We start from the raw sequence: 15,822 nt of genomic DNA, 5'->3' as shown, positions 1-15,822 counted from the left end.
TTCAGCTGGGCGTTCCGGGATCGGCACCGCGAACCTGCAGTTCGGTGTCCGTGCGGGACGTGGGCGGGTGGGTAGCGCGCGCCCAAGTACGCCGAGTGGACGGCGAAAACCCCGGGATGGCCGCACACAGGTTCCAGACATGTCGCCCTGCACACATCACCGTGCGATCAGGACGGATGATGGCGACGGTCGCACGACCGCGGCGTAACCACCGCTCCAGTTCGCCTCCGGGTTCGGCGACGTGCACGACAATGCCGTGCTCGTCGAGCGCCGCGAGCTGAAATGCCAGCGGGCGCGTCGTGGTGACCACACCGAAGCCATTGCCCAGCAAGGTGTCCAGGCGCCTGCCGTCGACTACAACGGGATTGGGGCAGAGGGTTCCAGCCAGGTGCCGCGGCTTCCGGCTTTTGATTACCAAGGCAGACTGATGCAACCGCGGGGTGGTGCCGTTGGTGAGCTTGTCACGAAGCCCCGGAATCCACTGCAGGCGAGGTGCGACGGCGCGCCGCACCAGGTTTCCGACCTGGCCGCCGGCCGTCATCGCCCATCCCATGCCCAACGCCAGGCCGATCATGGTGCGTGCGTGCGGCTTTCGTTCTTGTTCGTAGGTGTCCAGCAGGGCGGCGGGCATGTCCGCGTTGATGACAGCGGCGATTTTCCACGCGAGGTTCATCGCGTCGCGTAGGCCCGCTCCCATGCCTTGTCCGATGAACGGCGGCGTGAGGTGCGCGGCGTCACCGAGAAGGAAGACTTGGCCGTCCCGCCATTTGTCGGCGAGCTGGGCGCGAAAGGTGTACTCGGTGACCCGTACCAGCTCGAGTTCGTCGTCACCGACGTCGCTGATCCACGGAACGATCAGGGGTCGAAGGGTTTTCAACGTGCTGAAGTCGGCGGCGACCTCCGACGGCAGCAGACGGAATTCCCAGCGGTAGCGGTTGTGCCCGATCCGCATGTACGTCGCGGCTCGAACGGGATCGCACACTTGGTGCACGCCATCCCACTGATCGAGCTGGGCGTCGGTGACCACATCGGCCACCAGCCATCGCTGCTCGAATCGCAGGTCGTCCATCTCTGCGCCGATGGATGCGCGCACGATGCTGTTGGCCCCGTCGCAGCCCAAGACATAGCTGGTTTCGATGGCGTGCTGTGTTCCGGCATCGCGGTCGGTGTAGGTGACCCGGACGCGGCCGGGCTCAAGCTGAGTGACGGCGGTGACGTCCACATTGCCGCGCAACTGCACATTCGGGCGCTTGGTTAGGTTCGCGCGCAGCAGCAATTCCAGCTCGGGCTGGTCGAACATGTTGGCCTGCGGGTAGCCGTGCCTGCTGCGGCTGGGGTCGCGGTCGAACTGCGCCAGCGTGTAATGGTTCTGGTCGAGCAGCCGCAAGCCGAGCGCCGGCCGAGAGATCGCGCGGAACTGCTCGGCCACGCCGATGCGGGCGAGGATGCGATGAATCTCGTCGTCGAGGTGGACTGCCCGTGGCTGGGGATAGACCGATTTCCATCGGTCGAGAACCAGCGTCGGTACACCGACGTCGGCCAGCAGGGTCGCCGCGGCGACGCCGGTCGGCCCCGCTCCGACGACGACAACGGGGACGGATTTTGTTACAGGGTAAGGAATCTGCGCCGACGACGTCGAGACGGGAGCAGTCATGATCGTTCCTTGATGCCCCAGGTGAGTGCATACCGTCCGAGGATCGCAGTGATCGTGTCGGTCTCGGTGTCGGTGCCGACGGTCACGACGATGGAGCCGTCGTCGACTGTGGCTTCGACATCCGCGACGCCGGGCACGCCTGCCAGCGCGTCCATGATCGCGCGGCGGGCGGCGTCGGCGCGCAGCGCGGGCTTGTACGGCTTCCCGACAGCGGTGAGCGGGATGGTATCGATCACGGTCACCGATTTCGGTGCGGCGGCGGCCTCGGCGACCCGCCCGACGGCCCACTGGCGCAACGACTCCGGAGTGACTGTTGCTTCGGGACGCACTGTCACATAGGCGACTGGCACCTCACCGGCGTGGACATCGGGACGGCCCACCGCGGCGACGCCGGTCACGTCGGGATGGGCCAGCAGGACATCTTCGATCATCGCCGGGTCGATGTTGTGCCCGCCGCGGATGATCAAATCCTTGGCACGTCCGGACAGGTGCACGAAATCGTCGTCGTCGATCCAGGCGAGATCGCCGGTGTCGAGCCAGCCGTCGACGAGTTTGCCGTTGCCATCGATCACGAAACCATCGGCGCTGCGGCCGGTGACGTAGCCCGGGAACACGGTGGGCCCGCCGATCGCCAAGGTGCCGATGTCGCCGGGCGGCAGTTCGTGCCAGTTGCCGTCATCGTCGATGCGGACCGTTTTGAGCTGCTGGTAGGGGAGTCTCTGTCCGGCTGACCCAGGCCGGGGGTGGTCGGGAAAGCTGCGCGCGCTCGCGCAGGTCGCCTCGGTCAAGCCGTAGCCCTCCAGTAGGGGTACGCCCGTGTGCGATTCGAAATCGCCGCGCACCGCGTCGGGGAGCGCGGAGGCGCCGACGATCGCCAGCCGCATGCTGGAGATGTCGGCATCGACCGGGAGCTGGCTGAGCACGGAGTACACCGTGGGGACGGCGCTCATCGTGGAGATCTGGTAGCGCTCAACGATCTTCCAGAAGTTCCCGTACAACCCCATGTCCCGGTAGCCGAGCGGCCCGGCCCAGAGCACCTGCTGCCCACGCAGCAGCGGGGCCAGCACGGTCACCACGAGAGCGTTCACATGGAACAGCGGCAATGCCGCGAACAACACCGCAGTTTCGTCGAGCACCGTGTTGGCGGCGATCATCCAGGCGTCGGTTACTTCATTGGCATGGGTGTGCGCGGCCAGTTTTGGTGCGCCGGTGGTGCCACCTGTGTGAAACAGTGCCGCCAGATCGCTGGATTGCGGTGCGTCGCCACGGAATTGCGCGCCGTCGTAATCTGCGGCCAGCCGGGCCAGAGAGCCCACCTTCGCGCCTACGACAGTGGGGATGGCGATCGGGTCAGCACCGGTCGGCCCGATCAGCAGGACGGTGTCGATGAGGCCGTCGGCCACCAGGCGTTCGGCAATCGCCCACGCCGATGCGTCGAGTTCGGAATCGGCGGTGATCAGTATTCGGGCACCGGACCGCCGCACCAGTTCGCTGATGTGCTCGGGCGAGAGTGCGCCATTGATCGGGGCGGCGATACCGGCCAACTGGGCCGCCAGCGTCGCGGTGATGAGCTCGTCGCAATTCGGTGCGATCAGCGCGACCGCGTCGCCGCGCCGAACACCCAAGTCGTGCAACAGGTTGGCGGCTTGGTGCACGTCGTGCAGCAGCTGGCCGAAGGTACGGTGAACCGGCCGCTCCCAAAGCGCGCCGCCGGGCAGGACACTGACTGCGCTCCGGCCCGGCCACAGTTGGGCAGCCCGGACCAGCATCGCGTACGTCGAGTCGGGCAGGCCGCGGTCGGACAGCGGCACCGCCTCGATTTCGGCCAGATCGGTTGGTTCAGAATATTTGGGCCACAACGGGTTCGAGCTCACGCATACCTCACGGTGTTGTGTTGGGCGCCGAGGTCGATCGCGCCGTCGTCGGTGGCGACGGTCGCCTCGACGACGTCGCCGTCGTGCAGATACTTGGGGTTCTTCGCCTGGCTCTTGAAGAAGGCCTTCCACTTCACGGCCGGTGGCAGCAGCGACGCGATGAGTTGGATCGGTTTCGGCGGTGCGCTCAACGCGGTGCCGACGGGCGTTCCAGTCAGGATCAGGTCTCCGGCGCTCAGATCCTGAAAGCGGGTCAGCGACTGCAGCGCCTGCAGCGGCGAATGGATCATGTCGCCGGCGACGAGCATGTCTTGCCGCAGTTGGCCATTGACGCGTAGCTGCAGACGCAGATCGCCGAAGCGCTTGAGCTCGGCCGCGGTCAGCAGCACCAGCGCCGGCCCTACGGGGGTGAACGAGGGGTACGACTTGGCTTCGTAGAACTGAGTCTGCGGCAGCTGGATGTCGCGAGCGGACACGTCGTTGGTCACCACCAACCCGGCCACGTAATCGGACAGGTTGGACTCGTCGATGGTGCTGCCCACCGGGATGTCCGTCCCGATGACCAGGCCGATCTCCACCTCGTAGTCCAGGAACCGCACGTGGCTGGGTTTGACGATCGTGTCGACCGGGCCGGTGATCGACGCCGACGACTTGCGGAAGAAGGTCAGCGGAATCGAGGCCGGTTCCATCCCGGCGTCCCTGACGTGTGAGGCGAAGTTGGTCATCTGGGCCACGACGCGGCACGGTGCGGTCACCGGGGAGAGCAGATCGAGGCTGTCGACCGGCACTGTGCTGGTGTCGGAGGCGGCGGCCTCGATGGCGGCGCGGTCGGCCAGCAGCGCACCGGTCGTGGTCGCGTCGGTCGCGATCTTGGTTGCGCCGGTGGCGGTGTACACCCACCAGGCGTCGGCGGTGCGCAGAACGGAGATGGTCATGACTTGGCAGCTTTCAGTAGGCCCATGAGGCGGTGGATGTCGAATTCGTTGTGGCCGCGTAGAGCGGTGAGCAGTTCGCGGACCTCGCCGCGCGCGTGCCGGGGACTGGTGCCGAGGAAGTCGGCGGTCGCGGGCGGTCCCCATTGCGCCAGGCCAGAAGCGGTGAACTGCGCCCATCCGGGTTCGAGCGTGCTGTCGAACATGTCGCCGTCGGTGAAGTGCTCGACCATGAACCCGTCGGGGTCGCGCCAGTAGTCGAAGATCTGGCTGCCCTGGATGTGTCGCCCGATGCCCCAGGACCGTTGGTAGCCATGGTCTTTGAGGTACTCGCCGCCGGCGGCGAGGGCGTCGAGATCACTGACCTGGTAGGCCGAATGCACGTAGCGGTTCGCGGGCCCCAGCGCCAACGCCAGGGTGTGATGGTCGGTCGGGATCGAGCCGCGGTCGCAGCGGATGAAGCTCATGGTGGGCCCGCGTTCGCGCTGTCCCGGGAAGTACAGGAAGTCGCTGACGATCAAGCCGAGCGTGTCGAGGTACCAGTCCAGTGCCGCACGGTATTTGGTGGTCTGCATGACGACGTGGCCGAGTCGCTGCACGGTCGTCGGTACCCGCGGCGGCCGCTGCATCGCGTTGATCCGGACGACGTCGTCGCCGAAGTTGAGGATGTGAGGTACCTGCGATGGCAGCGGGCTCAGCGGATGGGTGCCAGACACCACGTGTACCGGGATGCCGCTGGGGTCGGTCAATTGCACACCCAGTCCGCCGATCGATTCCGGTAGCGCGGTGACCCGGGAGCCGGTCTTGTCGGCCAGTCGCACCAGGTCTGCGTCGCCCGCGGCGACGAACGCCAGCCCGCGGAACCGGGTCCGCGGGCCACGCCGGATGAGGACGCACGGTGCGTCGGGATCGCTACCGCGCAAGTGCAATTCGGTGTCGGTACGGAGTGCGGTCCCGAAGCCGAACGCATGGGCAAAGGCCTCGGCGCGCGCCAGATCGGGTTTGTCGAACTCCAGCCACGCGACGTCGACGACCTTGGTCAGCGGGTTGCGGGAGCGGCCCGGGTGCTCGCCGCTGAGGGCTCCCTCTGCGCTGTGCAGACCGTTATGCGCACCGATCGTGTTGTTGCTCATCGTGAGTGCTCCTTTCGCGGAGTCAGAATCGAGGCGCCGACCGCGCCGCGGAGCCGGTCGATCACGGCCGCCGCGTCGGTGGGGCCGCTGTTCCCACGCCATGCCACGTGCTGATCGGGACGGATCAGCACCAGGTCACGCTCGTAGAGCTTCCGGGTATGCGCGTCGCGGACATCGACGACGGTCAGCGGGACGCCGCGATCCTCTGCCTCAGCGACCAGTTCCGCGACGTCGACCTCGGCGAAGCGCAGCAGCGTGAATCCGGACCCGAACAGGTCGAACAGTGCCGTGCCGTCCGGCAGGAAGACACTCGGCGGCCGGGCACCAGGCCTGGTGCCCGGGAGGTACCGGTGCGAGGGAATACCAGGGGGATTGCCGGGTTCGGCACAGATGACCGGTGAGTTGTCGTAGCGGTAGCCGTGCTCGATTCCGTCGGCTTCATTTTCCAGGTTGCCGAGATCGAGAATCTCGCGTCCCAGGCGCGCGCGATCACGTTCACCCGCCCAGCCCTCCCCGGAAAGCGATGCGCGGTTTGCCATTTGGATGGCCAGGCGCACCAAAGTGTGCCGGGCGGAGGCATCCCGATTGGCGACCCCGACGGCGCGCCGTTCGGCCGCGTACGCACTGAGCAGGCGGGGGCCGCCCCAGCCGTTGACGACCGCGCCCAGCGCCCAGCCCAACCCGACCGCGTCGCCGACGCCGGTGTTCATGCCGTAGCCGCCGTTGGGTACCACCTGGTGGGCCGAGTCGCCGGCCAGCCACACCCGCCCGTGCCCGTACGAGTCGGCGAGTGAGAGCCGGGGTCGCCACTCGTTGGCAACGATGATGTCGCAATCGAATTCGATTCCGAGCCGGGCGAACAGGAACCGCTTCGGATCGATCTCCTCGGTCTTGACGCCCATGCCGATCAGGGTGTGCAGCGTCCAGGTGTCGCGGTCGTTCTGCGCGATCAAGGTCCAGCCCTCGGGGGACTGGGTATGCCAGGTGGTGCCGAATCGCTCCAGCACCTCGCGCGCGGGGGATGTGAAGTGCACCATGTACACGCGGCCGTCCATCGGTGTCTGTCGTTGTTCTACGAACGCCCGCACCGTCCCCGCGACCACCTTGCGCAAACCGACTTTCCGCGCGGCCAGGCGGCGGATATCGATGTCGTGCAACACAATTCCCAATTCGCGGCGCACGATGCTGCCGGCCCCGTCGCAACCGGCCAGGTAGTCCGCCCGCACGGTGCGGGTCTCGCCAGTCGCGCTGCAATTGATCACCGCGTCGACGCCGTCGGCGTGCTGGCGGAAGGACTGCAGGGCCCACCCGTATCGGACATCGGTTCCCGTCCGCGTCTCCAGAATCGCCTTGAGTGCCGGTTCGAGAATCGCTTGGGAAACCCGCATCGGCGGTTCCAACGTCATGGTGCCGTCGGTACACGCACGGATGGTCTGGCGGCGCTCGGCGACGCCGGGGTAGCGGAACCGAGCCAATTCCCAGCCGCTGAGCTTGGTGACCCAGGCAACGTCGAACGGATGGTCTTCCGGCACAGCCACTTTGCGCAGTTCGTCAGCGATACCGAGCTGCCGGTACAGCTCCATGCTGCGGCCGTTGGTGATGTCCATCTTGGGGTGCGTGGTGGTCGACGGATTGCGTTCGACGAGCAGTGCCTGCACACCGTGTCGCGCCAAGGTGAGCGCCAGCGTGAGGCCAACCGGCCCACCGCCGGCGATCAGTACCGGGACCCGGACAACCGGTGCAGCCTCGTTCATCGCTGATCCCTTCTGATGTAAACAACTATGTACTGAATTGAACAGAAGTGTTCAACACAAGTCAAGAGTGTTTCTTGAACATGCTTGTTCAGAATTGTCAGAGGTTGTGCAAACGGGGCTGCTACTGTTGTGGATTGAACAGGTGATGCAGGATGGTTCGGGGGGCGGTGCCATGACCACGACTGACGACCGGATTGTGACGGCGGCGGTACGGCTCTTCGTCGAGAAGGGCACCACGCAGGTCAGCATCAGCGAGCTGGCTCAAGAGGCCAACGTCGCCCGCGGCACGCTCTACCGAAATGTCGGGTCGATGGACGACTTGTTCGATCGCGTCGTCGGTGAGATCACCGCTGATCTGCATCAGCGGGTCTCGGCTTCCTTTGGGGCGATCGATGATTCCGCTGCGCGGTTGGCCACCGGGATTCGGATGTGGGTGCGCTACGCGCATGAAAATCCGCAGCTGGGCAGGTTCGCCGTCAAGTTCGGCCTCAGCGAGGAAGCGCTGCGTCGGTGGATGGCCGGACCGCCGAGCCACGACGTCGACACCGGGGTAGCGGCAGGCCGCTACATGTTGGGTGACGTGAGTGTCGATAGCGTGGCATCGCTGGTCCAGGGCGCCACGGTCAGCGCGATGTGGATGGTGCTGGAAGGTCATCAAACCTGGCGTGAGGCAGGCACGTCGACGGCAGAACTTGTCTTGCGCGCCTTGGGCATCGACGCCGATGAGGCGCACCGGATCGCGACCGAGCCGCTGCCCGCGCTGCAGCCGTCCGCCTGAATGCCCGCTGTCATGGCCGGCCGCGTGCGCCGCTGCTTCGGGCGGCTCGCTGTCGTCATCATGCTGGCCGGCGCGCTGTCGATGGGCGGCTGCCTATGGCTGCGCTCGTCGCCGATGGCGGTGCCCGTGGTGCCTGAGGGCGGTTACGGTTTCAGCGTCGGCGCTCCTCAATCCTGGATGAGCGACGCAGACGCCGACCGCGAACTCGACGCCGTGGCCCGCACCCGAGCAGAGTGGATGCGGGTGCTGATCGACTGGCACATCGTCGAACCCGTCAAGGGTCAATACAACTGGCACTACGTCGATCACTGGGTGAACGGTTCCGCGAAGCGGGGGCTGAAGGTACTCGGGCTGATCGCCTACAGCCCCACCTGGGCGCGGGCTCCGGGTTCGTATTTCAGTGCGCCACCGGTGAATCCGGCCGACTACGCCGCCTTCGTCACCGCCGTCGTGCAGCGCTACGGCGACCGGGTCGCCAACTGGGAGATCTGGAACGAGCCGAACCTGCCGCTGTTCTTCGGGTTCACCACCAACAGGGCCGCCGTCTATACCGAATTGCTCAAAGCGGCCTACCCCGCGATCAAAGCCGTTCAGCCCGACGCCACCGTCATCGCCGCCGGGCTGAGCCGCGCCACCGGCCCGGACGCACCGACGAAATTCCTCGCCGACATGTACGCCAGCGGCGCGCGGAAGTTCTTCGATGCCACCGCGATGCATCCGTACGTGTTTCCGGGTGGCATCGCCGAGGACGGCGACAACGGCTGGTCGGATCTGGTGCGCGTGCACGACTTGATGACCGTCAACGGCGACGGTGACAAGAAGGTGTGGATGACAGAACTGGGCGCCTCGACGTGCGCGCCGCAGGCCCGCGGCGTCAGCCAGGACGAGCAGGCGCGTCAGATTCTGCAGGTGCTGTCCGGGGTCGCCGGGGCCGGTTGGAGCGGACCGGCGTTCATCTTCGCGGTCCGCGACACCGACACCGCCAAGCGCGACGACCTCGAATCCAACTTCGGCGCGTTGCTGACCTCGGACTGGAAGCCCAAGTTCACCGCGGCGGTGCTGGCTCGGTAGCCCACCACCGCGGGCGCGCCGCTCGTATAGTCGAGGCGTGGCAGGCCGTCCGATTCATACGTTCGAAGTACTCCGCACCCAGCGCCTGACCCCGCACATGATTCGTGTTGTGTTCGGCGGCAACGGGTTCGACACTTTCAGTCCGAAGGAATTCACCGATTCCTACGTCAAGTTCGCCATCGTGCCCGCGGGTGTACAGGTGGCTGGCCTGCCGGAGCCGCTGACCCTGGACAGCTTCGAGGAGCTGCCGGCGGACCAGCGCCCGACCGTGCGGACCTACACCGTGCGGCGCGTCGACGTGGAGCAGCGCGAACTCACCGTCGACTTCGTCGTGCACGGAGATACCGGAGTCGCCGGACCGTGGGCGGCGTCGTTGGCGCCCGGCGACCCGGCGTATCTCATGGGGCCCAACGGGGCCTATTCGCCGAACCCGGCCGCCGACTGGCACCTGCTGGCCGGCGACGAAGCCGGGTTGCCGGCGCTGACCACCGCGTTGGAAGCGTTGCCGCCGGGCGCAATCGGCCAGGCCTTCATCGAGGTCGACGGACCCGACGACGAGCTCGACCTGACCGCGCCCGCGGGCGTGAAGATCCAGTGGATCCATCGCGGCGGCCGCGCGGACCTGGTGTCCGACGATCAGGCCGGGGACAACGCGCCACTCGTCGCAGCGGTGCGGGCGGCTGACTGGCTGCCCGGCCAGGTCCAGGTGTTCGTCCACGGCGAGGCGCAGGCCGTCATGCACAACCTGCGGCCGTACCTGCGCAAGGAGCGCGGCGTCGGCGCCGAATGGGCGTCCATCTCCGGTTACTGGCGCCGGGGTCGCACCGAAGAGACGTTCCGGCAGTGGAAGGCTGAATTGGCCAAGGCCGAAGCCGAGGCATAGCCGAAAGCCGAGGCGCGGGCCGACGCTAGTGTGCGATTCTCAGCCGAAGTTGCAACAGAAGGGCGGGCCCGATGGCGTTCGGTGACTACCAACTCGAGATCTACCTGCAGGGTCTGGGCGGTGTCGTCCCAACGCTGCCGATCTCGTTCGCGGAGCTCGAGGAGCGCGCCCAGGCCGCGATGCCGCCGTCGATCTGGTCGTACGTGGCCGGCGGCGCCGGTGACGAGCGGACGCAGCGCGTCAACGTCAGCGCCTTCGACCGCTGGGGCCTCATGCCGCGCATGCTGGTCGGGGCCACCGAGCGCGACCTGACGATCGATCTCTTCGGCCTGAAGCTGCCCTCGCCGCTGTTCCTCGCGCCGATCGGCGTCATGGGCATCTGTGCCCGCGACGGCCACGGTGACCTGCACGCCGCGCGTGCCGCCGCCCAGACCGGCGTCCCGATGATGGTCTCGACGCTCACCAGCGATCCGTTGGAGGCCGTCGCCGCCGAATTCGATGACACCCCAGGCTTTTTCCAGCTGTACACCCCGAAGGACCGGGACATGGCGGCCAGCCTCATCAGCCGGGCCGAAGCTGCCGGGTACCAGGGCATCGTCGTCACCCTCGACACCTGGGTGCCCGGGTGGCGCCCCCGCGACCTGTCGACGGCCAACTTCCCGCAGCTGCGTGGCCACTGCCTGTCCAACTACACCAGCGACCCGGTCTTCCGGGCCAAGCTGCCCGCGCCGCCCGAGCAGAATCCGCAAGGCGTGGTGATGCAGTGGGTGCAGGACTTCGGCAACTCCCTGACCTGGGACGACCTGGCCTGGCTGCGGTCGCTGACGAAGCTTCCGCTGTTGGTCAAGGGCATCTGTCATCCCGACGATGCGCGGCGCGTGCGGGACGCCGGGGTCGACGGCATCTACTGCTCCAATCACGGCGGTCGCCAGGCCAACGGTGGCATTCCGGCCATCGACTGCCTGCCAGGCGTGGTCGCGGCCGCTGACGGCCTGCCCGTGCTGTTCGACTCCGGCGTCCGCAGCGGCGCCGACGTGGTCAAGGCGCTGGCTCTGGGGGCAACGGCTGTCGGCATCGGCCGGCCGTACGCGTATGGCATGGCACTGGCCGGCACGGCCGGCGTCGTGCATGTGCTGCGGTCCTTGCTGGCCGAGACCGACCTGACCATGGCCATCGACGGTTACCGCTCACTGGCGGACTTGACCCCGGACGCGCTGCGCCGCGTCGACGTCTGACTGCGCGCGACGGAACCCTCTTTCATCGCTCAGCACTCGTGATGCCGACGTGAATGTGGAACATCTGACTTTCCACGGCGACAAGCGCCTCTACGTGCCGTACCGGATTGGTTCTGCCGAATCCGCGCCGGAATTGGGCCCGGAATGCCCATATGCTGGGGCACGGGGACTTTCAGGGGGAAGCAAGATGGCGGATGTAGTCAGAGTCGATGCGGCGGGTCTGCACACGCTGGCCGGGAAATGCGACACGGCCGCTACGGCTCTGACTGGTGCACCGCGACCGGCGGTCTCCGGGTCTCTTCACCAGGCCACGACCGCTGCTGTCGAACACGGCCATGCTCTCGTGCAGGCCGCAGCTGCATCGCTGGCAGGCCGCGCGACGGCAACCGGGACCAAGCTCCGTGCCGCATCTTCCACGTACGCCAGCACCGACAACGCATCGGCTCAGAGCATTCGCGCCATCGAGATCTGATGTCCGGCGTCAGCGGAGTTGGAACGCCAACCCGGTCGCAGATCGAGAGCTGGGACGTCGGCCACCTGGAGTCCGCTGCGACCCACTGGTCGACCACTGCCGAGCAGTGGGAGGGCCACTTCGACAGCATCCAGCAGGGCACTCTTCGCCCCGGCGGCACGACCTGGGAGGGCCACGCAGCCGACGCCGCGCAGGACCGGGCCTGGGCTGATCTTGTGAAAGTGCGTGGCCTCGCCGATGGGCTGCACTCAGCCTCAGGGTTCGCCCGCAACGGTGCAGACGACATCGCCTGGGCTAAGCGACAGGCAGTCAGCGCGATCAACGAGGCCGAGGAGGCCGGGTTCACCGTCGGTGAAGATCTCTCCGTCACAGACCGCTCCGTGCCGTCGCTGCTGCGTGACAGCCAGGACCGGCAGACGCAGGCCAAGGAATTCGCCCACGACATCCAGAGCAAGGCACACACCCTCGCCGCGATCGACAAGGAGGTGGCCGGGAAGATCACCGGCGCATTGGCACCGCTGGGCGAAGTCACCTTCACCGAGACCGTCGAACACCCGGTACACAAGGACCACGATGGCGCGGCGCAGGCAGTCGACTACCACCGCTTCAAAGAATCCCCGCCCCCTCCACCCGGACCCAACGCCGCCGACATCCGCAACGTGCTCGAACAGCTCCCCAAGGGGTCAACCGACGACATCCGCGAGGTGCGCTCGCCAGAAGACCTGCAAAAACTGCAGAAATGGATGACCCAGGACGGCACAGACGGATTCAACCGCTACCGTGACCCCGCCAAGGGCGCGTGGAAGGACCTGCCCGATGGAAGCAAGGTCGGCGAGCGCTTCGCGGCCAACTCCACCGGCAAGTCCGCGCTCGACATCGATCTGCAAAGCCCGGACGGGGCCGAGCACTGGAAGGTTCACATCAATCCCCAGACAGGCGGCGAACCGAACATCCCCGCTCCTAGGACAGCTCCGGTAGAGCCGCCCAAGGCACCGCAAGCCGAACCCCAGGCCCCCAAACCCGCACCGCCCCAGGCAGGTCCAGCAGAACCACGGCCAGCGCCGCCGGTCGAGCCTGGACCCGCAGCCAGGCCCGGACCTGCGGTGCCGATCGAGGGCTGGGGCGGACCGTCCGCTCAACCGTTCGGCCCGCAGCCGGTGCACCCGCCCGGCACGATCAACCACCCGTTCCCGATCCTCGGGGAAGACAACCCTGGCGAGAACCCGCGCGACTTCGAGGGGCACCACTGAGATGATGGCCGTACCAGATAACAGGAGCACGAGGCGATGACCGAACCCACGACAACGGCGCAGGACCTGCTGCGCGCCGACATCCTGGCGAGCGGTCGCGACGACTTCGTGTCCATGGCCGACGTGCGAGGCCGCATCAATCGCCGCAAGCTGGTCACTACCGACTCCGAGCGGCAACAGCTCATGGTCGCCACAATCCGATCGCTGCTCGAAGACGGCCTCGTTGAGGTTGGAGACATCCCCGGTCCGAATGACCCTGGATTTCTGGTGTGGCCGGGCGAGATTGACGCCATCATGGTTGAGCTGACCAAGCGGATCGTCGACCAGTGGGGCGACCCCGACTTGTGGGAGTACTCGACGTGGCTCAACCTCACCGCAGCCGGGCAGTCGGCCGGTTAGCCGCACCTTCAGCCCCACTGGTGCGTCACGCGCTGCGCAGGGGCCATGGGCGTCCCTGCGGGCCGACCTGCTCCAGGTGGGTTGGCCCTTGCCGCTCGGCTTGACCGCGCCTCCGTCACCCCATTCAGGTGCGACGGTAGCGTTCGGCTATGCCGGACAAGGACTTCCAGGGATATTGGTGGATTCCAGGTACCAATCCTGAGGCAAAGGTGCCCGGAGTGCTCACCATCGAGCACAGCGGACGTTCGGAGCTTGCGTTAATTGGCGGGTTCCACGGCGAGCCAGCTGCGGAAATGCGCGGTGGGGTGTTGATCGATCCTGGTGCTGAACAGCTGCGGGAGGTGCCCCTGATCATCGGGACAGCTACCGATGGGACCGAAATCACCTTGGCGGAGTCATTGGTCGTCCAGAGCGGCCGAAATCACCAGCTCGTCCGCGTTGGTCGTGTGCTCGAAGGCGTCCACCTCGAGCGATCGGACGCCGAGGATTTCAAATCCGCGCGCGTGAGGATTGAGAACTTGGACGTCTGGACCAACTTTTTGGCATTTGCCCGCCCCGACCTTCCCGATTGCACAGACCCGACGGCCAGATTGCTGCCCCAGGATCCGGTGGAATTCACTGATGGTGGATTCCAGTTTCGACTCCGGCCCGTCGTTCGCCCCTTTGGTTACGATCTCACCCGTAGTGGTATCGATGTCGTGAGCCACTCGCTGCTGGTCTTGGAGATCGAACCGGCTAAGCCGATTGCATGCGACGCCTTCGACGAAGTCGTGTCGTCGTGGGTGGATCTGGTGTCGTTCGCCACCGGCGAGTCATGCGCGATCACATCGTTCCGGCTCGTGCACCGCGAGCCAAAGGTTCTTCGTGTGCCGCGTCATTCGGTGCAAGAGGATGGCACTACGAAGCGGGACATCGAGACCCTCCAGTTCGATCGAGATGTCATCATGCGGGCGCATTGGAACAAGGTGCCAGACGACTCGCCGGGGCGTGCTTTGAACCAACGCAATTTCACAATCGCCGCAGGGGACAGGCCACTGGACCAGTGGTATGCCGCATGGATGCACCTTCGCAGGCGAGCCAAAAATGCGTTGGATATCTTGCTGAGCCTGACGTACGGCAACAACACATTCCTCCAATCCGACTTGCTGGTGGTTGCCTTGGGCGCTGAGACCTTGCACCGCGATCTGTGGCCAGGCTGCCTGGGGACTTACCCCAGAGACTTCGCCCTCATGATCGAAACCGCCGTCAAAGGCTTGGACGAGGACGACGCCGCGTGGATCCGGGGGGCACTGCGGAACGAACCGTCGTACGCCCAGCGGTTACGCGATCTGGCAAGCATTCCTGCCCAGTCCGCCGTGGAGTTCGCGATCCCAGATGTCGAGGCTTGGGCTCAGCGGCTCGCTACATCGAGAAACGGTTTGGCGCACGGCCTTCGGACAAACGATGTGCAGGTGGAGGAGATGTATAACCTGATGAAGCGAACCCGGTTGTTGTTGGAGCTGGTGGTCATGCAGGAGATCGGGGTGTCTGTCCAGGACCAGACGAACTACGCCGTCGAGCATCAGGTCACAGGCTGAGCGGAGGCGAGCTGCCTCGGGCCAGGGGCGTTAAGTCTTCCAGGTGAATGGCTGTGTTGATCGTGGCCAGGTGCCATCGGCATGCGGCACAAGAACTTTGATCGCGACGTTGTCGGGCCATCGTGCAAATCGTGCGAGTCCGACCCGGCTGCCACCCTCGTAACGCGCGAGCTGCCCGACGTGGTTTCCCTGGACATACATGTCGGCACCTAGACGCCCCTGGTCATCGGCGGGTACGAATTCGCAATCAAATAGTTGCGACTCATCGGCATCTCCGACAGCCGCTGAAATCTGATCTTGGTGGGCGAACTGGCGGCCAGGTTTGATCCAGTCGAACTCGAAGAACGTGGTACCCCGAACCTCTGGCGGGAGGCGTAACCACGCCCTCAGGTCCGCGCCCTCCGAGAAACGAACCAGAAGCTTGAGCAGTGAGCGGTCGGTGCGGGTCTTCGCCGACGCCGAGATGATGAACCCGGCTCTATTGGCTTCGACCACTGCTGGAAAGAGTCTCGCTGAAAAGGCCGCAGGCAGGTAACCCACACGGACGCCATCAACGTCCAACGCGAGCGCCGTGTGGTCATGGGGATTCCCCGGCTCGGGCACAACCTCGACACTGAATTCTGAACCAAGCGGCAGACCTTCAAGAACTTCTACGTTCTCCCATCCGGTTTTTGCGTCCCACGACGTGGTGCCGTCCAGCCGCAGCGGGATAGCTGGTCGGACGTAGTCACTGGCCCGGCGTCGATAATGCCGTTCGTCAGACGAGGTCACGCTCGCAGACAGTACCGCCCGTCAAGTGGCGCGCTGATC

13 protein-coding genes are annotated in these 15,822 nt (G+C 66.0%); 7 read left to right on the top strand and 6 right to left on the bottom strand.

The genetic code is table 11. The features are described from left to right. Position 1: 1 nt before the first annotated feature. The 5 genes from ACNO8X_RS19560 to ACNO8X_RS19540 are packed head-to-tail and all read right to left on the bottom strand — an operon-like array spanning position 2 to position 7,347. The gene (locus ACNO8X_RS19560) at positions 2-1,654 is read right to left on the bottom strand and encodes a bifunctional 3-(3-hydroxy-phenyl)propionate/3-hydroxycinnamic acid hydroxylase (protein WP_418002345.1); all 1,653 of its coding nucleotides are present in this window, start codon (positions 1,652-1,654) and stop codon (positions 2-4) included. Then, positions 1,651-3,528, bottom strand: coding sequence for an acyl-CoA synthetase (locus tag ACNO8X_RS19555; RefSeq protein ID WP_418002344.1), 1,878 nt, complete (start codon positions 3,526-3,528; stop codon positions 1,651-1,653). The genes ACNO8X_RS19560 and ACNO8X_RS19555 overlap by 4 nt, the downstream gene beginning before the upstream one ends. Then, positions 3,525-4,463 carry a fumarylacetoacetate hydrolase family protein gene (locus ACNO8X_RS19550; protein ID WP_418002343.1) on the bottom strand — a complete coding sequence of 313 codons (939 nt, stop codon included), beginning with the start codon at positions 4,461-4,463 and terminating at the stop codon, positions 3,525-3,527. The genes ACNO8X_RS19555 and ACNO8X_RS19550 overlap by 4 nt, the downstream gene beginning before the upstream one ends. Continuing rightward, entirely contained in the window at positions 4,460-5,593 is a 1,134-nt protein-coding gene (locus tag ACNO8X_RS19545; RefSeq protein WP_418002342.1) for a VOC family protein, read from the bottom strand. The genes ACNO8X_RS19550 and ACNO8X_RS19545 overlap by 4 nt, the downstream gene beginning before the upstream one ends. After that, complete coding sequence (locus ACNO8X_RS19540; RefSeq protein ID WP_418002341.1) at positions 5,590-7,347, bottom strand: FAD-dependent monooxygenase; 1,758 nt, start codon at positions 7,345-7,347, stop codon at positions 5,590-5,592. The genes ACNO8X_RS19545 and ACNO8X_RS19540 overlap by 4 nt, the downstream gene beginning before the upstream one ends. A gap of 172 nt (positions 7,348-7,519) precedes the next feature. Between ACNO8X_RS19540 and ACNO8X_RS19535 the strand changes: the two genes are divergently transcribed. From ACNO8X_RS19535 to ACNO8X_RS19505, 7 genes are all read left to right on the top strand, one after another. Continuing rightward, on the top strand, positions 7,520-8,125 hold the full coding sequence (locus tag ACNO8X_RS19535; protein ID WP_418002340.1) for a TetR/AcrR family transcriptional regulator: 606 nt from the start codon (positions 7,520-7,522) through the stop codon (positions 8,123-8,125). Beyond that, positions 8,126-9,196 (top strand): hypothetical protein, encoded by a 1,071-nt coding sequence (locus ACNO8X_RS19530; RefSeq protein ID WP_418002339.1) that lies wholly within the window; start codon positions 8,126-8,128, stop codon positions 9,194-9,196. A gap of 37 nt (positions 9,197-9,233) precedes the next feature. Continuing rightward, positions 9,234-10,079 (top strand): siderophore-interacting protein, encoded by an 846-nt coding sequence (locus ACNO8X_RS19525; RefSeq protein ID WP_418002338.1) that lies wholly within the window; start codon positions 9,234-9,236, stop codon positions 10,077-10,079. Between the two features lie 71 nt (positions 10,080-10,150). Beyond that, positions 10,151-11,314 carry a lactate 2-monooxygenase gene (locus ACNO8X_RS19520; RefSeq protein ID WP_418002337.1) on the top strand — a complete coding sequence of 388 codons (1,164 nt, stop codon included), beginning with the start codon at positions 10,151-10,153 and terminating at the stop codon, positions 11,312-11,314. Between the two features lie 471 nt (positions 11,315-11,785). After that, complete coding sequence (locus ACNO8X_RS19515) at positions 11,786-13,036, top strand: hypothetical protein (protein WP_418002336.1); 1,251 nt, start codon at positions 11,786-11,788, stop codon at positions 13,034-13,036. A gap of 36 nt (positions 13,037-13,072) precedes the next feature. After that, positions 13,073-13,435 carry a hypothetical protein gene (locus ACNO8X_RS19510; RefSeq protein ID WP_418002335.1) on the top strand — a complete coding sequence of 121 codons (363 nt, stop codon included), beginning with the start codon at positions 13,073-13,075 and terminating at the stop codon, positions 13,433-13,435. A gap of 149 nt (positions 13,436-13,584) precedes the next feature. Beyond that, positions 13,585-15,012 carry a HEPN domain-containing protein gene (locus ACNO8X_RS19505; protein ID WP_418002334.1) on the top strand — a complete coding sequence of 476 codons (1,428 nt, stop codon included), beginning with the start codon at positions 13,585-13,587 and terminating at the stop codon, positions 15,010-15,012. Between the two features lie 30 nt (positions 15,013-15,042). Here ACNO8X_RS19505 and ACNO8X_RS19500 read toward each other — a convergent pair whose 3' ends face one another. Continuing rightward, positions 15,043-15,783 (bottom strand): hypothetical protein, encoded by a 741-nt coding sequence (locus ACNO8X_RS19500; protein ID WP_418002333.1) that lies wholly within the window; start codon positions 15,781-15,783, stop codon positions 15,043-15,045. Between the last annotated feature and the right edge of the window lie 39 nt (positions 15,784-15,822).

Origin of the sequence: Mycobacterium sp. PDNC021 (assembly GCF_048282635.1) — a bacterium.
In the GTDB taxonomy this organism is placed as follows: Bacteria; Actinomycetota; Actinomycetes; order Mycobacteriales; family Mycobacteriaceae; genus Mycobacterium; species Mycobacterium llatzerense.
The sequence above is the reverse complement of the archived record's forward strand: the minus strand, read 5'-3'. Positions and strand labels throughout refer to the sequence as shown.

Excerpts from the sequence above, each read along its gene's own strand:
- ACNO8X_RS19560 (WP_418002345.1), bottom strand. The coding sequence starts at position 1,654 with ATGACTGCTCCCGTCTCGACGTCGTCGGCGCAGATTCCTTACCCTGTA.
- ACNO8X_RS19550 (WP_418002343.1), bottom strand. The coding sequence starts at position 4,463 with ATGACCATCTCCGTTCTGCGCACCGCCGACGCCTGGTGGGTGTACACC.
- ACNO8X_RS19545 (WP_418002342.1), bottom strand. The coding sequence starts at position 5,593 with ATGAGCAACAACACGATCGGTGCGCATAACGGTCTGCACAGCGCAGAG.
- ACNO8X_RS19540 (WP_418002341.1), bottom strand. The coding sequence starts at position 7,347 with ATGAACGAGGCTGCACCGGTTGTCCGGGTCCCGGTACTGATCGCCGGC.
- ACNO8X_RS19535 (WP_418002340.1), top strand. The coding sequence starts at position 7,520 with ATGACCACGACTGACGACCGGATTGTGACGGCGGCGGTACGGCTCTTC.
- ACNO8X_RS19530 (WP_418002339.1), top strand. The coding sequence starts at position 8,126 with ATGCCCGCTGTCATGGCCGGCCGCGTGCGCCGCTGCTTCGGGCGGCTC.
- ACNO8X_RS19520 (WP_418002337.1), top strand. The coding sequence starts at position 10,151 with ATGGCGTTCGGTGACTACCAACTCGAGATCTACCTGCAGGGTCTGGGC.
- ACNO8X_RS19515 (WP_418002336.1), top strand. The coding sequence starts at position 11,786 with ATGTCCGGCGTCAGCGGAGTTGGAACGCCAACCCGGTCGCAGATCGAG.
- ACNO8X_RS19510 (WP_418002335.1), top strand. The coding sequence starts at position 13,073 with ATGACCGAACCCACGACAACGGCGCAGGACCTGCTGCGCGCCGACATC.
- ACNO8X_RS19505 (WP_418002334.1), top strand. The coding sequence starts at position 13,585 with ATGCCGGACAAGGACTTCCAGGGATATTGGTGGATTCCAGGTACCAAT.